The 21,814-nt window shown below is 46.2% G+C and carries 19 protein-coding genes; 15 read left to right on the top strand and 4 right to left on the bottom strand.

The features are described from left to right. The coding region (locus AC5JL8_RS27095; protein ID WP_495882780.1) for a hypothetical protein at positions 1 to 292 on the top strand (292 nt) is incomplete at its 5' end. A gap of 488 nt (positions 293 to 780) precedes the next feature. Here the strand turns inward: AC5JL8_RS27095 and AC5JL8_RS27090 are convergent. Together AC5JL8_RS27090 and AC5JL8_RS27085 are read right to left on the bottom strand one after the other, a co-directional pair. Further along, positions 781 to 1,743, bottom strand: coding sequence for an MBL fold metallo-hydrolase (locus AC5JL8_RS27090; RefSeq protein WP_495882779.1), 963 nt, complete (start codon positions 1,741 to 1,743; stop codon positions 781 to 783). Positions 1,744 to 2,002: 259 nt separating this feature from the next. Continuing rightward, complete coding sequence (locus tag AC5JL8_RS27085) at positions 2,003 to 5,695, bottom strand: WD40 repeat domain-containing protein (protein ID WP_495882778.1); 3,693 nt, start codon at positions 5,693 to 5,695, stop codon at positions 2,003 to 2,005. Positions 5,696 to 6,067: 372 nt separating this feature from the next. On the opposite strand from AC5JL8_RS27085, the gene AC5JL8_RS27080 reads away from it, so the two are divergent. The 12 genes from AC5JL8_RS27080 (at position 6,068) to AC5JL8_RS27025 (ending at position 16,030) form a co-directional block, all read left to right on the top strand. Then, positions 6,068 to 6,580: a cupin domain-containing protein gene (locus tag AC5JL8_RS27080; RefSeq protein WP_495882777.1), complete on the top strand. Its 513-nt coding sequence runs from the start codon at positions 6,068 to 6,070 to the stop codon at positions 6,578 to 6,580. Between the two features lie 235 nt (positions 6,581 to 6,815). Then, complete coding sequence (locus tag AC5JL8_RS27075; RefSeq protein WP_495882776.1) at positions 6,816 to 7,439, top strand: NAD(P)-dependent oxidoreductase; 624 nt, start codon at positions 6,816 to 6,818, stop codon at positions 7,437 to 7,439. 59 nt (positions 7,440 to 7,498) lie between these two features. Beyond that, on the top strand, positions 7,499 to 7,642 hold the full coding sequence (locus AC5JL8_RS27070; protein WP_495882775.1) for a hypothetical protein: 144 nt from the start codon (positions 7,499 to 7,501) through the stop codon (positions 7,640 to 7,642). A gap of 611 nt (positions 7,643 to 8,253) precedes the next feature. Then, the gene (locus AC5JL8_RS27065; RefSeq protein WP_495882774.1) at positions 8,254 to 9,126 is read left to right on the top strand and encodes an NmrA/HSCARG family protein; all 873 of its coding nucleotides are present in this window, start codon (positions 8,254 to 8,256) and stop codon (positions 9,124 to 9,126) included. A gap of 332 nt (positions 9,127 to 9,458) precedes the next feature. Beyond that, entirely contained in the window at positions 9,459 to 10,283 is an 825-nt protein-coding gene (locus AC5JL8_RS27060) for an alpha/beta fold hydrolase (RefSeq protein ID WP_495882773.1), read from the top strand. Between the two features lie 36 nt (positions 10,284 to 10,319). Beyond that, the gene (locus AC5JL8_RS27055; RefSeq protein ID WP_495882772.1) at positions 10,320 to 10,454 is read left to right on the top strand and encodes a hypothetical protein; all 135 of its coding nucleotides are present in this window, start codon (positions 10,320 to 10,322) and stop codon (positions 10,452 to 10,454) included. 2 nt (positions 10,455 to 10,456) lie between these two features. After that, positions 10,457 to 11,206: an SDR family oxidoreductase gene (locus tag AC5JL8_RS27050; protein WP_495882771.1), complete on the top strand. Its 750-nt coding sequence runs from the start codon at positions 10,457 to 10,459 to the stop codon at positions 11,204 to 11,206. A 42-nt stretch (positions 11,207 to 11,248) separates the two neighbouring features. Further along, positions 11,249 to 11,392, top strand: a complete 144-nt coding sequence (locus AC5JL8_RS27045; RefSeq protein WP_495882770.1) for a hypothetical protein — start codon at positions 11,249 to 11,251, stop codon at positions 11,390 to 11,392. 161 nt (positions 11,393 to 11,553) lie between these two features. After that, positions 11,554 to 12,558, top strand: coding sequence for an SDR family oxidoreductase (locus AC5JL8_RS27040; RefSeq protein WP_495882769.1), 1,005 nt, complete (start codon positions 11,554 to 11,556; stop codon positions 12,556 to 12,558). A gap of 13 nt (positions 12,559 to 12,571) precedes the next feature. Next, entirely contained in the window at positions 12,572 to 12,709 is a 138-nt protein-coding gene (locus AC5JL8_RS27035; RefSeq protein WP_495882768.1) for a hypothetical protein, read from the top strand. Beyond that, positions 12,703 to 13,857 carry an FAD-dependent oxidoreductase gene (locus AC5JL8_RS27030; protein ID WP_495882767.1) on the top strand — a complete coding sequence of 385 codons (1,155 nt, stop codon included), beginning with the start codon at positions 12,703 to 12,705 and terminating at the stop codon, positions 13,855 to 13,857. Before AC5JL8_RS27035 ends, AC5JL8_RS27030 begins: the two co-directional genes overlap by 7 nt. A gap of 1,573 nt (positions 13,858 to 15,430) precedes the next feature. Then, positions 15,431 to 16,030 (top strand): hypothetical protein, encoded by a 600-nt coding sequence (locus tag AC5JL8_RS27025; RefSeq protein WP_495882766.1) that lies wholly within the window; start codon positions 15,431 to 15,433, stop codon positions 16,028 to 16,030. A gap of 1,057 nt (positions 16,031 to 17,087) precedes the next feature. Here the strand turns inward: AC5JL8_RS27025 and AC5JL8_RS27020 are convergent. Further along, positions 17,088 to 17,255 (bottom strand): transposase, encoded by a 168-nt coding sequence (locus tag AC5JL8_RS27020; RefSeq protein ID WP_495882765.1) that lies wholly within the window; start codon positions 17,253 to 17,255, stop codon positions 17,088 to 17,090. 268 nt (positions 17,256 to 17,523) lie between these two features. Here AC5JL8_RS27020 and AC5JL8_RS27015 point away from each other — a divergent pair, with 268 nt between their 5' ends. Both AC5JL8_RS27015 and AC5JL8_RS27010 read left to right on the top strand, forming a co-directional pair. Beyond that, positions 17,524 to 19,122, top strand: a complete 1,599-nt coding sequence (locus tag AC5JL8_RS27015; protein WP_495882764.1) for a TrbI/VirB10 family protein — start codon at positions 17,524 to 17,526, stop codon at positions 19,120 to 19,122. Positions 19,123 to 19,251: 129 nt separating this feature from the next. Further along, positions 19,252 to 19,422 carry a hypothetical protein gene (locus tag AC5JL8_RS27010; protein ID WP_495882763.1) on the top strand — a complete coding sequence of 57 codons (171 nt, stop codon included), beginning with the start codon at positions 19,252 to 19,254 and terminating at the stop codon, positions 19,420 to 19,422. 508 nt (positions 19,423 to 19,930) lie between these two features. On the opposite strand, the gene AC5JL8_RS27005 is transcribed toward AC5JL8_RS27010, so the two are convergent. Beyond that, the gene (locus AC5JL8_RS27005) at positions 19,931 to 21,814 is read right to left on the bottom strand and encodes a cytochrome-c peroxidase (RefSeq protein ID WP_495882782.1); all 1,884 of its coding nucleotides are present in this window, start codon (positions 21,812 to 21,814) and stop codon (positions 19,931 to 19,933) included.

Raw genomic sequence — 21,814 nt, 5'->3', positions numbered from 1 at the left:
CCTGCCTAATTCCGCTCCGTCCAACCCCCCCATTAATGAAGATGGAAGTAATAATCGGGGGGGTATGGACGGACAAGATAGCCTAAGTGATTCTTGGTGGAAGCGTGTTAAGTATTATGCTCAGTTAGTGATTCAAAGGGTAGATTATGGAGTTGAATCGGTCAAAGAATTCCTCAGTACGCTGACGAGTGACGAAAGATGGGGCGTGATGGTGGAGTTTGATGAGGTTGAGCCTCTTAAATTTGGCCAGTTGGTTGCAGCTGCTCCCGATTGGGTGGAGTGGATGGGGTGACTCACAAAGATGGAGAGGCGAGCAATTTCCTTCAATTTGCCATCCTAAATTATTCCTTATCAATACTCTTGAGTCAGGTAAAGATTGTTTCCAAGCGTGCCTGATATAGTAAGTATGATGTTCAAAGCAGCTGCTCAAACTATGAAAATTGGGATTATCGGCAGTGTAAACAGGAACTAGGTTGGAAAATTTGCGTCGGATACATCAAATTGATCCCCAGCTTTTGGTCGCAAGAAAGCAGATATCATCGACGTTGTTTGTCCCAAACAGCTATGTTTCGGCTCAAAATTATTTTTGGGGGTAAGCTAAGACGACGCTTTGGGTGATAATCAAGCTGTTGAGTTATTTCTGCAATGTGCTGCGCTTAATCCTATGATCCAGTTGGGCAAACCAGACAGTTATAAAGTGGAAGATTAATTACCAATTCCTGGCAGAGTTGGTGTGTGTTTTTTTGTTTCATGCAACAAAGCCTATCCCGTCTGAACTCCTTAATCGCGCCAGTGATAATCCATAGGTATCCAGGTATAACCCTTATTCTCTGCACGGATGTGTCCCACTCCTGGAAAAGACAAATGTGCAGCTGCGACTAGGCGGCGTGATTTTTCTGCACGGGTAAACTGTTTCGCTCGTTGCTTTGCTGCGGCATTTGAATTGACATCATAGGCAACTGTGATTTTAGGATTTGGAAATTGAATCGAGCCGAAGTGAAGAATATCACCCCAAAACTCAATGCTCTCGCCCCCGCTTTCAACTACATAAAAGCTGTGTCCCGGCGTGTGTCCAGGCGTGGGACGCGCAGTGATTCCTGGTAAGATAGCTATCTCGCCAGAAAACGATTTCAGCTTGCCTGCATCGAGGTAGGGTTTGACTGTTTTGGTTGCTTCATCGAAATATCTGCGGTCGAGATGCAATCGCTCGGCATTCGCGGGTTCGAGCCATAAATCGACATCAGGCTTGCCAGCGTAAACTGTGGCAGTAGGAAACATCAGTCGCTCATTTTCGACCAGACCGCCGCTATGATCGCTATGGATATGGGTAAGGAGAATTATGTCGATCTCTTCTGGTGCATAGCCCGCTGCTGTCAAGGACACTTGTAACTTGCCACCGAGCTTTGGGCCGAACAATTGTCCTGCTCCAGTATCTACCAATACCTGTTTATCTCCGGTATCGATAAGAAACGCATTGATTGAGGTTTCAACAGGGTTCGTGCGGAAGTCTCTATGGAGGAGACGCTCGATCTCTGCTGAGTTCGTATTAGTTAAAACCTGATTAAGATCTTGCGGTACTGTACCATCACTAAGTGCCGTAATCGTGAATTCGCCTAACCGAAAAGAGTAAACACCAGGTACTTGAGCTTTTAGAGTTTGACCTGTAGCCATCCCCGAAGAAATATACGAGATTATAATAATCAGTACTGTGGTTATAACAGCTAAAATTGCTCTAAAAAACATGGTGTATCCTCTAAATCTTCATTTCTCTAAGTATGATTTTCAAAGTGCTGATTTTTAGTCTAAACTCCAGTGAACGATCATGGCTGAAATTTCTTCTAAGCAGTGGTTTCGACATGGATTCAGTTTGCAAAATAGCCCCACATTTCACGACTCAAGATCCGCAATTTAATCTTTGAGTTAAGGCGATCAGCTTTGCTGTGCCGTAGGCAATCGCTTTTTACAAAATGCTGTGAGAACAGTAGTGCCGTAAACAATCGCTTCACCGTGAAATTGCTCCTAATGCTCTCAATGTTGCTTTTTGAGCATTGGTCAATCCTGTGGCACCTTGAATATTCATACCTTCATACAGCCGATCGCCTTTCACCGTTTTGATACAGCGTCCCGTTGCGACATCCCACAGTTTTATGGTGCGATCGTCACTGCCACTGAATACAATTTGACCGTCAGAGCTAAAGATGACTGACCTGATCCAGCTGACATGTCCGGACATGACATGAAGGCATTCTCCCGTTTGCAGATTCCATAAGCGCACGGTTTGATCGTCACTGCCACTTGCCAATAGTTGACCATCAGGGCTAATGGCGAGAGTATACGCGGCACTGGTATGCCCTCGTAATATTCGCAGACACGCTCCGGTTTGCACATTCCACAACCGGATGGTTTGGTCAAAGCTGCCGCTCGCCAGAATCGGCTCGGTTGGATGAAATGCTAGCGTGTAAAGCCCACCCCCGTTCCCTTCTATCATCCGCAGGCAATCTCCTGTCTGCACATCCCAAAGGCGAATGGTTTGGTCAGAACTGCCACTTGCCAGCGTTTGCCCTTTGGGATCAAAAGCGATCGCCTGAATGCTACCCCGATGACCCCGTAGCACTTGCAAGCATTGACGAGTTTGCACATTCCACAGGCGTACTGTCTGGTCATAACTACTACTTCCCAGGGTTTGCCCTTTAGGGTTAAAAAGCACCGCTATTACGGGGGCATCATGAGCGATCCAGCGATCGCCCTGTCCTGTTTGCACATCCAATAGAAAAATTGAGCCATCTTGCCCATTGGTGGCGATCAATTGACCATCTGGGCTAAAGCTTAAATTTGAAACTCGGCTGGTTTCTCTATAGAGGGTTTTCCAGGGAAGCAAGCTGAGTGGATTGCCATCAACCTGCCACTGCCATAAGTGAATCGTTCCCGCTTGGCTACTACTACTGGCAAGCAGGTGGCTCATAGTGGCTGGCTCGGTTCCCGCAGGGGTAGAGTCATTCTGCTTTTGAGATGCTGCCAATGGGATGGGACTAAAACTCAAGGAGTGTTTTCCATCGGTCGTATAGCCGCTCAACGTTTTGATGCTTTGTCCGCTTGGCATCTGCCACAAGCGTACCGTTCGGTCTTGGCTAGCACTGATCAATAGCTTACCGTCTGCACTCATGGCGATGGCCAGAGTAGCGCCAGTATGCTCGGCCAGAATATTCATACAGTGTCTGTCTTGCACATTCCAAATCCGAAGGGTTTCATCATCACTGCTACTCACTAAAGTGCTACCCTCTGGACTAAATACAATGCCTCGAACCCAGTTGATATGCCCTCGAAGCGGTTTGAATTCAGGATTGGGGGAATGCGTTTTTGAATTAGATGGATGACTCCATAGTTGGATACAGCCATCAAGATCGCCACTTGCCAACCATTGACCATCTGGACTGTAACGCACACAGCGAACGCCAGAAGAATGCCCTTGCAACACATTTAAGCATTTTCCACTCTCAACATCCCAAATCCGAATCGAGGTATCGTTACTGCCGCTGGCTAAAGTTGGATAGTTGGGCGAGAAGTGAACGGAATAAACATTTTTGGTGTGTCCTTTTAAAACGTGCAAGCAGTCACCTTGTAAACTCCACACTCTCACGGTTTGATCATCACTAGCACTGGCTAACCATTGACGATTAGCGCTAAAGCTTAAAGACCAAATTCGCCCCGTGTGCCCGGCCAAAACCTGCAAGCACTCACCACTTTGCACATTCCATAACCGCACCACAGCATCATTACCGCCACTCGCCAACGTCGTGCCATCGGGACTAAATGCAACAGCCCAAACCCCACCGCTATGTCCCTCAAAAGTAGCGAGGAGTTCATGGGATGTGACATTCCACAGATACACCATCCCGCTTATATCAGCCACGGCAAAACATTGACCATCGGGGCTAATATCGACTGATGTTGCAATCCCCAAGGTTTCAGAAAAAAGGGATGTTGCTAAATTCGCATTTTGAAAATTGACTCCCGCCAAATTAATCTGTCTTAGGTCGGCTTGCCGCACCACGAGGAAAGAAAAATCGGAACCCTGCAAATCTACTTTGAGCTGCACCAGCAGATTGATCAAATTCCCTGCTGCATATCCTGCTCCATATTCTGGCTGTTGTCGCTGTTGTGCCAGGAGCAGCCTTGCTCTATCTTCAACTTCTGACACATTTCGATAAGACGATAAAAGCCATTCCATTACAGGCTGTACGATGAATCGTAATTGCATCTCTCGGATATAGTCTTTTGCCTGCACCCGAATCAATGAATGACTTTGCCATACATCAAGCTGTCGAGTTGTAAATTCTGTACAGACCTGTTGTATCAACCGTTCTGTGACATACTCCATTACAACGGGCTGCAAGAAAAATAATCCATCTGTTTTTTCGAGTAGCGATCGCCGAAGCAGCGAATTTACTTGTTGGGGAACAGTTTGTTGCGAGGCTGCACCGATAACGTTTTGACGAATCTCTGCAATCGCCATCGGCTCTCGGTGAATAGCAAACCAGTAGAGAATTTTCTGTTCCTCTACCGATAGGCGATTGAATTGGCGAGCGAGCAGATCGCGGATGTCTTCAAAGACAAAAATGCCCTGCTCAAGATAGGTTAGAACCTCTGCAACGCTGCCGTTGAACAAATCTTGCGTTGCGGCTGCCACTAACTTCAGCGCCAGAGGATTGCCGCCATAGTGATTGATCAGGATTTGCCACTGGGCAAGTGAACCTGTAAACGCTCCTTTTTGCCGAAAAATGGCGCGTCCATCATCGGGCGTGAGTCCACCCAGAACCAGCGATCGCACTACGCTCTGCTCGCCTTCCATCAACGCGATTTCCCGTGGCTTTTCGCGACTGGTCAGCAAGCAACAGCTTTGATGGGGCGTTTCGCCCAGCGTTCTTAAAAATTGCCCGTAAGCTTCATACCCAGATTGCCACAGACCAACTTGTTCACTATGCAAAATGGTTTCAGCGTTATCTAAAATCAACAGACACCGCTGCGATCGCAAATACTGCATCAATAAGACAAGCTTTTCATCCAGTGTTGCCGGGATGATCGGATCATCTCCCTGAAGTGGCATCAAAAATTTCAGCAGGCTGGTCAGGAGTTTGTCGAACGAGGGAGCATTCGCCAGCGATCGCCATACCACAACCTCAAACTCAAACTGCATCTGTAGCGCTGCTTTAACGGCGATCGTACTTTTGCCAATCCCGCCAATCCCCAGCAACCCAACCACGCGACAACGTTGGGTCACTATCCACTGCCAAAGTTGCGCCAATTCGGTTTCACGACCATAAAACACCCTAGCATCAACCGCGTTATCCCAGTCTTGTTGCGGATCTTCTCGCTGCGACTCTAACGTTTTAGAGGCTGCGACAGGGGGTGCATAATCATCCTTTGTGAGTTCCAGCCCAAATGCTTGAAAAAGGATCTCTAGCGACTGCCGATCGACACCAAGTTCGCGATTAAGGATTCGGGCGAGGGTATTGAGTGATAGTCCTGTGCGTTCGTTGAGATCCTCCTGCGTGAACCGCTTACCCCAGGTTTCCTCCGATTCTGCCTGCTGTTTTGCCGCTTGAAATCGCTGCCATCCATGAGGCGACACAATGACTCCTCGGACTCGTGCCGAGGCAACTCTACTGCGCTTGGATTTTTTGGCATTGGCATCCATAAGCAAATTGCCGATTTTAGGGCAAAGCGAGTCTTTTTTATAACGAGCTGCATCCTTTTGTGCGAATTGCAAACCACTGAATCAGGGTCTTTTTCCTGAAGAATACCACGCTTGACGATAAGTTGCGGCTTTAACTCAAGGAACTTGCGTGGGCTAAATGGAAACGGCACCAGCGTAAAGCCTTCTCTATGAGAGGCTGCGCCAACGGCATAGCTTCGCCGATACCGACGTTAGGAGCGTTGGCACTAGCCTAACTGATCGCCTTAACTAGGCGCTTAACTGGCGGATATTGAGTGGTGCAATTTGGAGAAGTTTTGCAAACTGAGTTCATGTCGCAACAGTTTACGCCATAAGCTATTTAGGAGAAAAGCCATGAACGAAACAATCTCTGTCAATGCCAAAGCTACATTAGTTCAGCCTGGTAAGGGTTCCACATATTTAGTGCTGGGTGACTTATACACCTTTCTCGCTGTGGGAGAAGATACGGGCGGAACCTATTCGTTATACGAGATAGTGATGCAACCGCAAAGCACTACACCACCCCACAGTCACGACCAAGCGGCTGAATCGCACTATATTCTTGAGGGTGAGGTTGAGTACCAGTTTGACGAACAAACTACTGTCGCAACTCAAGGAACCTACCTCTCCTTTCCTAAAGGTTTGCGCCACGGTTTCAAGAACGTCGGGTCAAAGCCTGCAAAAGTGTTGGTGATAGCTACACCTTCTGGGCCTGAGCAGTTTTTTGCAGAAGTAGGTCAGCTAGTGAACCTGCCAATGAACCCTGAACAAGAGCGCAATCAAAACCGCCCCCCTAGTCCCGCCGACATCGAAAAAGCCGTTGAAATCGCTTCGACGAACTATGGGATAAAATTTTCCTGTGAATAAAACTGCACAGGGAGAAGTTAGCGTAGTTACTCAACCTGCAAGCACTTCAAAACTTATCAGGTCAGAAGATATAAGAAAGCAGTACGTTTAATTTGTACAACTCAATGCTTTCTGATTCTTGAGTTTATTCTGCAATTCCTCATTACTAGTTACAGTTGCTGGCGGCTTTGCGATCGCACTGGCTGGCTTTTAGAGAATGACCTAGTTTTGCGATATATCCCAAAGAGGTACCACGATGAATGTCTTAGTGATCGGAGCAGCGGGCAAGACAGGAAGACAGGTGGTGAAGCAGGCCGTTGCTGCTGGCCACAGTGTGACGGTCTTCATGCGCGATAGTGCTCAATACAACGCCCCGCCTAACGTTCGCGTTCTCACTGGGGATGCAAGCGACCAAGTGACGATGTTCCACGCGACAGCCGGCCAGGACGCTGTGATCGATACAGTCGGCGGCAAGACGCCGTGGCGGAAGACGGAGATCGAACAACGGGTTGCCCGCGCCGTCGTCGCAGCCGCAAAGAAGCACGGCACACGCCGGATTATCGCGATCTCGACTCTGGGTGTGGGGGACAGCACGGCGCACGCAACACTACCGTTCCGGCTGCTGCTGCTGCCCACATTCCTGCGTGGATCTACGGCGGATAAGGCCGCCATGGAACGGGAGATCGCACAGGCAGGAGTCCCATATGTGCTAGTTCGCCCCACCGTGTTAAACGACCAGCCAGCTGTCGGCTCCGTGCGTGTGCTCGTAGGCGTAGAGAAGGGCCGACAGATAACCCGCGCCGATCTGGCCGCGTTCGTCATAGAGCAGTTGACCACGGACACGCATGTGAATCGAGCCGTTACGATTGCCAACAGCTAACATGACGTGCTCATTGACATGTTCCCTCTTACCCGACTAGCGATAAGGAGCTATAAGTCATGTCAAAATTTGAGACTTTTGCATCAAATCAACAATTTATTAATGCTTGGAGTTACTTTGCCAGCGTATGTCCTAAAGGAGAAGTTTTAGAAGCGAATGAATTAGTCATCACCTGGAGCGGTACAGACAATTTCTTTATCTAATACTGTTTTTCTTACTAAACCTGTCCGTGACAAGGCTGAGCTAGAAGCAAAAATAAAAGTGGCTTGTGATTATGCTAAAAGTTCATTTATTTTATACCTTTTGAAGTGAAAGGTTGATAATTGCCTTGATTTCACCCCAATTACGACAATACTGCGCTTGGATTTCTTGGCATTGGCATCCATAAGTAAATAGCCGATTTTAGGGCAAAGCGAATCTTTTTTATAACGGGCTGCATCGAATGGCACTAAGTTTAGTTATTTGTTGAGGCAAGCTGTTCTTGAGCGCTCTTGTGCTGGGGGAGACAAAGAAATAAGTGAATTCAACGCTATTTCAGTATTGATCAATACAAGTTTTCCTCTTTACTCCCCCAGCCTCCCCAGCTTTTCTTAGTGCCATTCCGGGCTGCATCCTTTTGTACGAATTGCAAACTACTGAATCAGTGCCTTTTTTCCTGAAGAATACGACGCTTGACGATAAGTTGCAGCTTTAACTCAAGGAACTTGCGTGGACTAAATCGAATGTCTGTTGAAGAATGAGAACAACAAGGTAAATGTCGAGTCAGCGCAATCGTTGCCTTGAACCCAACCCATACCGATTCAGGAGGAATCCCATGCCACAGTCAATCAACGCAGAACGACTTATCTTAGTCACAGGAGCTACAGGCAATCAGGGAAGCGCGATCGCCCGTCATCTTTTGCAACGCGGCAATTTCAAGGTTCGCGCCTTGGTGCGTGACCCAAACAAGCCTGCATCTGTTGCCCTTGAGCAAGCAGGCGCAGAACTCGTAGTCGGGGATCTCAACGATCGCGCTTCCCTTGATCGCGCTTTGCAAGGTGCCTACGGCGTTTTTTCGCTACAGATATTTCAAGATGGATTAGACACCGAAATCCGTCAGGGCAAAGCGGTTGCAGACGCGGCTTCATCGGCGGGCATCCAGCACTTCGTCTACAGTTCGGTGGGTAGCGCCGAACGCAACACGGGCATTCCGCATTTCGACAGCAAGTTTCAAGTTGAAGAATACATCCGAGCGAGCAAGTTGCCCTACACAATCCTGCGACCCGTTTTCTTCTTCTACAATTACAACATGATGCGCCCGATGGTTGAAACTGGAACGCTCTTTCAGCCATTGAGTCCTGAGACGAAGTTGCAGCAGCTTTCTGAAGAAGATTACGGGGAGATGGTCGCTGATGTATTTGATCGCCCCGCAGACTTCATGAAGGGCGAAATTGAACTTGCCAGTGTGGACATGACCATGCCGGAAATCGCTGCTGCGTTCAGCCGTGTTTTAGGAAAAACCGTCAAATACCAACAAATTCCGTTTGAAGCGTTTGAGCAGCAAATTGGAGAGGAATTGACTATCATGTATCGCTGGTTTGAGAACGTCGGCTACGCAGCGGATTTAGCACAGTTGAAACGTGATTTTCCTGCTCCAACCGACTTTGAATCTTATTTACGCGACCACGACTGGCAAAACCAACCGTGATCGCGTCCGATGTCGGGTCGATGATTCTTTGAATACCACTAAATATAAGAGACGATTTCTTGGCATTGGCATCCACAAGTAAATTGCCGATTTTAGGGCAAAGCGAATCTTTTTTATAACGGGCTGCATCCTTTTGTACGAATTGCAAACCACTGGATCAGGGTATTTTTTCCTGAAGAATACCACGCTTGACGATAAGTTGCAGCTTTAACTCAAGGAACTTGCGTGGGCTAAATCGAATGTCTGTTGAAGAATGAGAACAACGAGGTAAATGTCGAGTCAGCAACTTCGCTCACCTTGAATCTAACCCATACCGATTTAGGAGAAATCTCATGAGCACAATCACAACGCAAGATGGCACACAGATTTACTACAAAGATTGGGGTACAGGACAACCCGTTGTCTTCAGCCACGGTTGGCCTCTGAATTCTGATAGTTGGGAAGCTCAAATGCTGTTTTTAGCAAACCACGGGTTTCGGGCGGTCGCTCATGATCGCCGAGGACATGGGCGATCAAGCCAACCCTGGAACGGCAACGAGATGAATACCTATGCCGACGATCTCGCAGAGCTAATCGAAAGCCTGGATCTCAAAGAGGCGGCGTTATTTGGATTCTCGACGGGTGGCGGTGAAGTTGCTCGCTATATCGGTCGCCACGGCACAGCAAGAGTTGCCAAAGCCGCGCTAATCTCTGCCGTTCCGCCGCTGATGCTGAAGACAGAGAATAATCCTGACGGACTGCCGATCGACGTGTTTGACGGGCTTCGCACTGGTTCTCTTGCTGACCGATCGCAACTCTACAAGGATCTTGCTAGCGGCCCATTCTTCGGCTTCAACCGTCCGGGTGCTAAAGTCTCCCAAGGTATGATCGACTGCTTCTGGCTTCAGGGAATGCAGGCGGGTCACAAAAACGCCTTCGACTGCATCAAGGCATTCTCTGAAACGGACTTTACCCAGGATCTCAAAAAGTTCGACGTGCCGACGCTGATCATCCACGGCGATGATGATCAGATCGTGCCAATCGGTGCTGCCGCGATCACCGCCGCCAAACTGGTGAAGAATGTCACTCTGAAAATCTATCCAGGCGCACCCCACGGTTTAACCGATACGCACAAGGAACAACTCAACAACGACCTTTTATCGTTCCTCAAAGACTGATACCAGACGTTGATGTGAGACATCTTTCTCAGAGGGATGAACCCCGGTGTAAGCATTGGCAATCATTCGTCGCCAGCATTGGGGACTGTATTCAACAAAGAGATTCAGCGATCGCCACGAGAAACTGGAACGTTTAATCCTTCACTCGTATCAACTTTAAAGCAGAGGTAAGAATGATCACACTTGAGAACAAAGTCGCTTTAGTCACTGGAGGCACGTCAGGAATCGGTAAAGCGACCGCTTTGGCACTGGGAACCGCAGGTGCAAAGGTTGTTTTTTCAGGCAGACGCGACCTAGAAGGAGAGGCAACCGCTGCAATGATTCGTCATGCTGGCGCTGAATGTTTATTTGTACGTTCAGATGTATCGAGTGAGGAAGATATCAAAGCGTTAGTGCAGAAGACAATTGAGACTTACGGACGCCTCGATTGTGCCTTCAATAATGCAGGGATTGATCTACCTCCAAAACCCCTGCATGAACAATTGATCGAAGACTTTGACAAACTCATGGCAATTAACGTGCGGGGACTCTTTTTGTGTATGAAACATGAGATTGGGCAAATGCTGTCTCAAGGATCTGGAGTGATTGTCAATAACTCTTCAGTCGGAGGTTTAGTTTCGTTTCCAGGGGTATCTATTTACAGCGCGAGTAAACATACGGTAATGGGGCTGACACGAGGGGCAGCGCTCGACTATGCCAAACAGGGTATTCGGATCAATGCGATTAATCCTGGCTTGATTGCGACTGAGATGACGGATGACAGGTTGGGCAGCACGGCAAATGCTTTAGCGTCTATGGTGCCAATGGGACGCATGGGTCAGGCAGAAGAAATCGCTCAAGCCGTGGTTTTTCTCTGCTCTGATGCTGCCAGCTACATTACTGGCCAACCTCTGGTCGTAGATGGCGGATTCACAGCGAGCTGATCAAGATAATCAAAATCAGGGCTACTATCTCGTCGAGGAGGCGTGGAGCAGTTTCCGCCAAATCTGTTGACCCAAACCCTGAAACCGCCAACATCTGATCCTCTCGCTGCGGCCAAACTTGTGAAGAATGCCACTTTAAAAATCTATCCAGGCGCACCCCACGGTTTAACCGACACGCACAAGTAACAACTCAACAACGACCTTCTATCGTTCCTCAAGGACTGACACTAGACGCTGCTGTGAGACATCTTTCTCAGAGGGATGAACCCCGGTGTAAGCATTGGCAATTATTCGCCGCAAGCATTGGGGACTGTATTCAAAGAGATTCAAGTTTAGGAGTAGAACCCATGAAATTAAAGCCGATCAGTCAGCAAGTAGTCGCCATCGTTGGCGCTTCTAGTGGAATTGGCAGAGAAACAGCCCTGCGGTTTGCCAAAAAAGGCGCAAAGGTTGTTGTTGCTGCTCGTAGCGAGTCGGGGTTGGCAACGTTGGTGGAGGAGATTAAGCAGTTGGGTGGAGAAGCGATCGCCGTCATTGCCGATGTCAGCGAATTTGAACAGGTGAAAGCGATCGCCGATCAGACCATTGCCACTTACGGACGACTCGATACCTGGGTACATCTGTCTGGAACCAGCATCGTTGCACCGTTTGACCAAATAACACCGGAAGAATTTAGAAGAGTCATTGATGTCAACCTGAATGGACAGGCCTATGGCGCAATGGTGGCTCTACCGCACCTCAAACAAGGCGGCGGCGCACTCATTCATGTTTCCTCGTTAGCGGCGAGAGTTCCGTTTCCCTTGCAAAGTGCGTATGCAGCTTCCAAGCATGGTATGTCAGGCTTTTTAGACTCCCTGCGAATTGAATTGCAGCACCAAAAACAGCCAATCAGCGTTACGAATGTGATGCCCGCCATCACGAATACCCCCATTTTCAACAAAATTCGGACAAAGCTGGGAGTAGCGCCTGCTGGGTTACCACCTTACAACAAACCCAGCACCGTTGCCGATGCCATTTTATATGTGGCCCAACATCCTACTCGTGACTTTGTTGTGGGTGATATGGGGCGAATATTAGAGATGCTGCAACGCATTGCCCCGTCGATTGTTGATCGCTTATTTCTTCGGGTTGGCTTTACCGCTCAACTGACTGGTGAGCCAAAATTGGCAGATGCACCCGACAACCTATATGCCCCAATCTCTGGTTACGACACCGTAGAGGGTGACTTTGGCAATTTGAGTGTACCCAGCTTCACGGATTGGCTAGATAGAAACCCGCCGTTTAAGTGGGGCGCGATCACAATAGTTGCTGCCTGCGGATTGATTGCCATGCTGGGGGGCATTTCAGGCTAAAAACCGTGTTGTCATGGTGTCCGAACATGGCATGACGATTGGTTCCAGGCTAATTAACCTCTGTAGCGTTGGCTCCATGCGGTTGCGATCGCCTAACCCACTCGATGGTAGGTTTCAATTTTTTCTTACTGCCAACTCAAATTCATGCTGACCGGCTGGAGCCGCGATTTAGTGTTGTGTTCAGATGGTTCTGCCGAATTAGCTCATGAGCAACGACAGCAGTTATCAAATTGGGGGGTTCAGCTACGTAAAGAAAAAATTGCTCGACTCGAACATCAAGACGACAAACTAACAGGGATCGTCTTTACGAACAATAAAGTGCTGCCCCGTCGCGGTATATTGCTGCGCCCTCGATCGCATCAGCACAGCCATCTAGCCACAAAGTTAGGTTGTAAACTTGGCAGCGATGACATTGTACAAGTGGATGAAACTAAGCAAACCTTGATTCCTGGACTCTATGCGGTGGGCGATGTGTCTAGCCCTTATTCACAGATCGCCGTAGCAGTCGCGAGTGGGACGATCGCTGCTGTTTCCATCAATCACACTTTGACTGAAGAAAATCTGGTTCATCGCCTGCCCATTTGTACAGACTGGGGTAATTATTCTACATCCTGGCTTATGCGTCATCGGTTGGGGTTGAGGGCGGTGTTGACGGATTTAATCGATGGCGTTGAGATTAAGGGAGATGAACCAATGATTGAAGCATTGGCAGATTTCTCCAAGCGGAATGTCCCGCATATCAAGGGTATTCTCAACTTGACTATCCCACTTGATGAAACCCCAGTATGGATTTTAAGCCAGTATCTTTTACAACTTGGGTTGTCTGCTGAGTCGAGGCGGCCTGTTGAGAATGGACAACGGGTTCGGTATTATCGACTGAATACTGATGATGTGGTGTTTGCTCAGAAGGTTTTGGAGTACCGTCAAAGGCAGCGTGAGTCAAAGGAGCGAAGACGGCAGGAGGAACGGGAACATCAGGCAGCTCATGCGGCTAGGATGCAGGCTATGTATAGCATCAACCCTCCGTCCACCCCCCCCATTAATGAAGATGGAAGTAATAATCGGGGGGGTCTGGACGGACACGAAAACCCCTGTGATTCTTGGTGGCAGCAGGTTAAATATTATGCCCAATTAGTGATTCAGAGGGTGGAGTATGGGGTGGAATCGGTTAAAGAATTCCTCAGTACGCTAACGAGCGACGAGCGTTGGGGCGTGATGTTGGAGTTTGATGAGGTTGAGCCTCTTAAATTTGGCCAGTTGGTGGCAGATGCTCCCGATTGGGTGGAGTGGATGGGGTAATTTGTTGGGTTTTGGCAGTGTTCGTCTAGCTGTTTCCACAGTCAGTAAAAGCACCCAAGTTTCTCTGAGGAAAAATGAGTGCTAATAAATAACAACATTACAAAAATTATCTATCTGCCCTGATAGACCGAAGTAGCTATAACAGTAATAGTCATTGCGTAAATAAACTGCAAGCAAAGTGACAAATGTTTTGTTAATAATGCTACTTACAGCAGTTGAAGATGCTAACTGTGCAGCATCGACGGGGGCAAGAAGTTAGGGGGACGACTTGGAAAGCAATCACAACTCCATTGCGTGCCCACATGATTACAAGCCACTAAATCTCCCGATTCAGTGCGGGCTTTGAACCCTTGGGCGTTACCGCACATGACTTGCCACAGGAGTAATAGGACAAAGGGAAAAGTTTAAATAGCATTGTCTGCTTGCCTCCCCTTACCCTGATCTCTCCCTCCCTTTGTCCTCTTCTGGTCAGTTCTGAATCAATTCAATTATCCTCAATATTGCTTATATAAATGAAATGTTTTTTTTCAGTTGTCAGAAATAGAGGAGCACTGTATACTAGGTTTTAAAACTCAAATACAGCAGAAATACATTTAATAACCTGATACATTTGGAAAAGCCTCCTTCTGCTATGTCTAAGCTGTCCTTAGTTGAATGGCACTAAGTTAAGCTGAAGGGTATGCAGCGTAAAGATTACAGAGGAGTAGGAAGAGAAGTTGCCAGGAGGAGCCACTGACGGGTACGTAGGGGTTTCACGCCACTCCCCTCAAGTCAAGCAGCCGCTTGCGGGGGTGGCTCCCCAAGTGGAGCAAGTGGCGTTGGTTTCCCTCCAAGCAAACTTCGGGGGGCAGGGCGCAGAGGGGAATTTCTAAATATCCATTCGTATGCTTAAAACTTCTTCTTTCCCCCCTGCACAAGCGCACAAGCGCACCCCTGCTGTCGAGGGCGATTTTCCCTTTTCAAGCGTGCCATTCGTCCTTAGTTATAGAGATTATTGGGAGTTACCTAACCAAAATAGCCACATATATAGCTGCCAATTAAGCGTTTTAACTTCCAATAGAAGTTAAAAATTACCGAAACCTATGTCGTTCCAAGGTTTAATACAACTTAAATTCTGATTAAGTTGTTGCTCCCTCCAAATGTGCCCCTATGCGAAAACCTGCCAAAAAAAATAGAATCTAAGGGGCTTCCAAGTAAAAAAATATCCCATCGCTCTTATGCCAGGGAGCAATTGAGACCAGCCCCTGTCTTGGTGAGTCCACTTGCCGTCTTGGTGGTTCCCGTCACGATGGCAAAGTAGCGAACCTGAAGGGCGGTCTCCGTCACGTACGCGGAGCGGCTTCCCGTCAGGGTAGGGGGATTGGCACTCACGCAGCGTATGATTCGCCCGAAGGGGAGCAGGGCAAGGGAAAGCCGCTTTGAAAGAGTGAAATTGGATAATTTATTTTTTGGAGTTCCCTAACCTCAATTTATGTAATATTCAATAACCACTTCAGAGCGTTATCGATTAGTACACAGATTTTTTCTCATACTGCTTGGACTGTTTACAGATCAACATTTAAAGGTGTATTTTATGCAAGTCAATAATTTGTTGTTTCCTCTTGCTGGGGCAGCAGTAACCACTTTACTCACTGTTGGAATGCCTTCGGTTCATGCTGAACCAATTGCGATCAGCAATCCTAGTTTTGAGTCTCCTTCTGTTTTTAATGGGTCTTTTAATATTGCAAACATAACTGGTTGGTCAGTAATTAATACTGGCAATCCGGGAGTATTTAACCCTTCTTCTAACTCATTTAATTCTGTACTTGATGGAATCCAAACGCTCTACAGCAATGGTGCGACTGTATATCAAACACTTCCAACTACCTTAGCTCCGAACACGATATACACCTTGGGCATATCCGTAGGACGAAGATTGGATTTTACAACCTTTCCCGGCTTTACTATTGAGTTGCGTGCTGGCAACACTGTACTCGCCTCTGCCAATCAGACTAATATCCCAGTTCCAAGCCCAGGTAAATTCGAGAGGTTAACTCTTACATACATCAGCCCTAGTAGCGTTCCTGTAGGGCAACCTCTAGAGATACGTTTGAAATCAGCTGGTGCCCAGACCAACTTTGACTTCGTGACGTTAGATGCCCGTCGTTATTCACCCAGAACTATTTCAGAATAGAGAACAAATTCCGTTATCTTCAAAATGTTGCTCAGGGTTAGAATAGCTCACGGATTCGTACTGACCCTTCTCCTCAATTTTTTCCTATCCAGAAACTACTCGACAAGATTGATTTGAAGTTGTCTGACATCGGTCGGTTGGGGCCCTTGGGGAAAGTGGGAGTGCGTTTATCGGTTTGTTCCAGCCGATGAGGAGTGTGATGTGATTTTCGGACATTGGTTCAGTCGGGATGAAGCATCAAACCAATTCGCAATTAATAAGGAAGCAAATCGCAGTTATCTATAATTGCGTTAGCAAAACCTTAACGACGAAGGAGCGTCACTGCGAATTGTTTGGTGTCAGGCACTAATAATATAGATATAAATACACCAGCCCTTAACACATCCGACACTCCCCAAACACTAAATGAGGCTGTGGGGGCTGCTAAGGGGTGTTACTGCGATGCAACAGGGTTTTAGACGAATGGCACTAATATAACGCTAAATCCTTTATTTATAAGGCTTTTGGGTGTAGGGTGTGGGGTGTAGTGACGTTCGCGCCAGCGTTGCGTAGCAAAGAAGTTTATTAATGTTCGCACTTTGACAAAAGAGGGATAAGTCTAAGGGGACAGGCAGGCATGGGAGGAGAACGCCAAGAAACTCAACTTCTCCATCATTACATTTTGAGTACTACTAAGATTTTAAAAGGTCTATCCCATGAGATAGTGTTAATCAATTTTTGCTACAACTAGAATTAAGGGAAGCGGAAGAGTTAATTGAAAACTGGTATGAAGTTGAACTAAATTTGTTTCTTCAAGTGCTCGCAACTTCATTCTATAACACCTAAAATAGAAAGTGGACTTGAATTTAGATTCTCATTTTTCTGTCAATGCGTAAGTTTTTTATTTAATAGAAATTTAGCAAATGTCTAGTCGAAGCATTAAGCAGATATTTTTCCCAACACCATCTCTTAATAATGTGAAATCTACTGATAAATTAATATAAATCCTAAATTTACCTGAGTTCGACGAAACTAAAAAACAGCAGCCAGGAAAATAGGTAAACCTTTAAAATAATATTTAAAGTAGGTTTTTCTCTTGGTAGGTGTAAGCAACTAGTCCAGCGAAAAGATTAACCATAAAGTTAAGTACACTCCCATGCCTTGAGTGCTCAAAGCAGCAAATGTTCTTAAGTTGGTCATTGACCGACTCAATTACAACTCGCTTACGGAGCAAGATTTTATCCATCAAGGGAACCAACTCACTTTTTCATCTTCTTTTTGAATTTTATGATTAGCTGCAAGCTTCGCTCGTAAGGCTCCCCAAAAAGTTTGTGTGAAATCTAACCTCTATCACCAAAGAGGTTACCCACAATATCTTGTGTCATCTCTGGTACCGGAGTACGGTCATCAACATTAGCTGCTTACCGCCTTGGTACCGCTCGACCCCCAATCTAAAAAATATGCAGCTTATAAGAAAAATGATGTAAAAAAATTCCCATTAATTTTTAAATATTATGGCTCAAAATTCAATTTTTTCAGGGACTCCTCCACAGAATTTAGCTAATCACCAATCTGACAACTATCCATTAGAAGTAAATTATAAAGATTGGGAATTAAGAATGGCAAAATTAGTTGGTTTGGAAGAAGAATCTTTATCTGCTGATGCTGAAGTATTAGAAGAATCAGCTAATTTGCAGCCATTATCATCTCAACCAATAGAAGAGAAGACTAAACAATCATTCTCATCTAATGCCTTTGGTAAGTTAGGCTTGGTAGGTACTGCTACTTTAGTTATAGTTTTATTTACTGGCGGGTTCTTATCACAGTTGATGAGTAGTAATGATCAAAAACCAAAAAACAATAATGTTGTTTCTCTAGAAATACAATCGCCAACAAAACAGCAATCCAGAGAATCAGATTTAGAGGAAAAAGTAGAGACTTTAAAAACAAAATTAGCCCTGAGTGAACAAGCAGTGGCTGTGAAATTAGCACAACAACAAATTAGAAGCGGGAAACTGATGTCGCCTTCTGAGTTAGCAGCTCAACAAAACTCACAGCTTGATGCTTCTCGATCTAAAAGAACAGTGGTACAAAAAACACCAACACCGATGTCAACAGTTTACGTACCTCGAACAGTCACAGTTGAGCGCATTGTTAGATATCCCTATCCTCAACAATCTTTTGCTCAATCTTCACCACCACCCCAACCAATAATTGTTCAACTACAAACTCAACCATTAGTTGATGTAACTCCACGACCTACATCAAACCCACTCCAAGATTTGGCAAGGTTAGCAAAGTTAGGTAGCTATGGACAGGTGAGTGTTACTGAGCAACCTAATATAAATGTAACTTCTCAGCAAGAGACAAACAATGGACAGGGGGAACAACAGATAACAAATCCCAACCCAGAACAACTACCAAAGCAGCAAACTTCTAGAGCGAACCAAGTAGCACAGCAGAGTCCAAAATCTCTAGCTGTCGGCAGCCATGCTAAAGCTGTGTTGGCGACAGCTGTATTTGGAGAAACGTCTAAATCCGCAAATGGCAATAACACAAATGTATTTGTAGTGCGTTTGCAAGAACCATTAAAATCTGTAGATGGTGCGATCGCTGTCCCTGCCAATACTGAATTATTAACTCAAATGAGTTCTGTTTCGGATCAAGGCTTGGTACAGCTAGACGTAATCAAAGTTATTTTGCAAGCTCAAGGCAAACTCACACAAAGGGACATACCACGAAATACGCTGATGATTCGTGCTCCCCAAGGTAAACCTCTAACCGCAAACCAATTTCCTGATCGGGGGTCATCTATTGCCAGTATGGATCTAGGACTATTTGTTTTAGGTGGTCTTGGCAAAGCAGCAGAGTTAATTAACCGTACTGAGTCCCAAGTTGTTACTACAAGTGGTTCTAGTACTATCGTTAGCAATACCAACCCTCAACGCAATATCTTGGCTGGAGTTTTTGAAGGTGGTATGAACACTGTAGTTCCTCAAATTGCCCAACGTAATCAACAAGCAATCTCTCAGATAACTCAACGAACTAACGTTTGGTTTTTACCAGCCGGCACAGCAGTTGACATCTATGTCAATCAATCCATGCAATTTTAGTAGACCGAAAAGTTCTGCGATCACCCATTCGCTTTTGCAGTTGAGTTTTAATTTCTTTCTCCCTTCAAAAATCAGCGAACGTACAGTAAATATTATGCCCAGTTAGCGATTCAGAGGCTGGAGTATGGAGTGGAATCGGTCAAAGAGTTCCTTAGTACCCTAACGAGTGATGAACGTTGGGGCGTGATGCTGGAGTTTGAGGAGATGGAAGGAGAGAAATATGGGCAAATGATAGCCATTGCCCCGAATGTCACGAAGATAAGCTGGGGGAGCTGGGGAGGCTGGGGAAGTAAAGAGTAATTTTTAGTAACTCTTAATACTATAAAACCCAAGAATACACTTATTTTTTTGTCTCCCCCAGCACCCCCTGCTCCCCCCGCTCCCCCAACTTGCCTCAACAAGTAACTAAACTTAGTGCCATTCGATTTGTACTCGTCGTGTCACAGTAGTATTTATGATGTTTGCTTGCTCGTCTTTTTGAAAGTATTTCATGAACGAGTAAACTTTTCCTACCTAAAAATTTTTTGGACAACCCGTACATCTTTGCACTGTCTAGAGTTAGGCATAGCATACTTTACTGCCACAGGCATCCCAACAACCCTCCTGGCGTAACCAGGAACAAACTTCATTAGTGATCGCAACACTTCATCAAGAACAATCGCCTGCCCCGTCCCGACAATGTTTAATGGCTTTAGAATCTGTAGCGCTTATCCTGTATGGCTTTGAGCTTTTCTTAGTGCCATTCGATATCAAACCAAGTAACATTTTACTGACCAATCGTTCTGTCCAAAGTCCAATACAAATGGTATTACTCTAAGAAATTTGGCTGGGGAGTAGTAACGCCATTACGACCAACTGCGGGTATTTCCACTAGCTGATCTGTAGCTGTAGCAGTTCCATTAGTATTGCCACTGGCAGTCACTGAACTTTGATTGCCCGGATGTCCATTAGGGATGAACAATTGCGGATGATCAAAAGGTTCTTGTTCAAGGAGAACTCGCCGATCCGTAAGTCCGTTTCTTAAGAAAGCGACCAAATCAGCTTTTTGAGCATCGGTTAAGTTCAACGGTGTTACACCACCACCGTCATCACCTCGACCACGATTGTAAAAGTCTACTACTTGCTCTAGAGTTGCCATCCCACCGTTATGCATATACGGTGCTGTCAAGCCAATGTTACGCAGGGCAGGTGTTTTGAACAGTGATGTGGTAGTGTTTCCGGCTCCTGGGTCATCTAAGGCAGGTCTGACACCGTAGTTAGGAATGAAGCCGTTAGTAAAATTATTAATCAGCGGGTCACTTGAATCAGTTGAAGCTACTCCTGCGGTTCTTCTCAGCGAAGCGCTGGTGAATTCTGGAATCGTATGGCAGAAGTTACAATTACCGCCGCCATTAGCTGGATTATTGACAAATACAGCCAGACCGCTTTTTTCCTGAGCGGTGAGAGCATTGGTATTTCCCGCTTGGAATTGATCAAAAGGTGTCTTGTCAGACACAAGAGTAGACATATACTTTTGCATTGCTAACCCAGAGAATAAAGAGAAGTTCCAATCCCTGAGCGAAAACTGATTTGCAGGTAAAGTTTGTCCTTCCTCACTCTCATTAACATCATCATTTTTAGCGAGGATTGTTGGTGTTCCATTAGTCTCAACTTGAATGATTGACTTTGACTTCCACCATTCCTTCTTAAAGGCTTTCCGAATCAGCTGATCATAGGATGCGGTTTTCAGACCGGGCTGAGGGAATCGACTCTCAGCTCCTAAAACACTGTCTTGCTGATGTACAAGTTGTTTACCCAAAGGTCTGAGGCTTTTGATCTTCTGACCTTTTTTTCGCAGAAACTTAGCACCGACTTCAGGTAAGGTACGACCATTAGCAGATGTCTCAAATGGACTCAATAGTGGCCCAGTTACTAGGGAAGCTAAAGAGGAATTGTTGAGCGAAACGGAAACAGCAGTTAGTTGGTTTTGTTTGATAGCTTTGTAAACTTTAGCACTAGGGTCTGCTGCTCCATTTATATTCACCCCATTGAAGGTTTCTTTGGCGCGACCATCCCAAAACTGGAGTTTGTTGAAGATTGCATTAATTACCGTTGGGGTATTACGCGGCTCAACTCGGCGCACATTAATTCCATTGACTTGAAAGCCATCTGGATCTGGCTCAGATGTAGTCGAATCCACTGCTTGACCTGGAACAGTGTTCTTAATAACACTGTAAAACACACCTTGGGATGAGGCGACATCGTTAGTGTCAGAAATAACTGTACTCTTTCGAGAGTTAGGATCTGCCAGTTTGTGAAATGGAAAATCTGCTGGTGTGAGTTGATAGTTTGCACCACCACCTACCTGAAAAGTTATATCTTTGAGTGATGCCAAAACACCAGGACTGATTTGATTCTTTGATCTGTTATCAACTCCCGCATGAAAGTGACAACTAGCACAGGACTGAATGCCATCACTACCAAGTTGCATATCCCAGAATAGGGCTTTTCCTAGTTTGAGTAGGGCTGTCTGGTCGTCAACAAAGTCTGTGAGATTGCTTGGTTGAGCCACTGCTGTCAAGAGTGGTGGGTTTGCCGGGGTTGCGTCTGCTGGTGTAACCGGTGGTAAACTGGTTATGTTATTTAGGGGAGCCGGGTTGGGTGTTACTTGCGCGGATACGATACCTCCACCAGCGATCGCCAGAGAAACCAT

It is taken from the genome of Mojavia sp. (genome assembly GCF_059505145.1).
The sequence above is the reverse complement of the archived record's forward strand: the minus strand, read 5'-3'. Positions and strand labels throughout refer to the sequence as shown.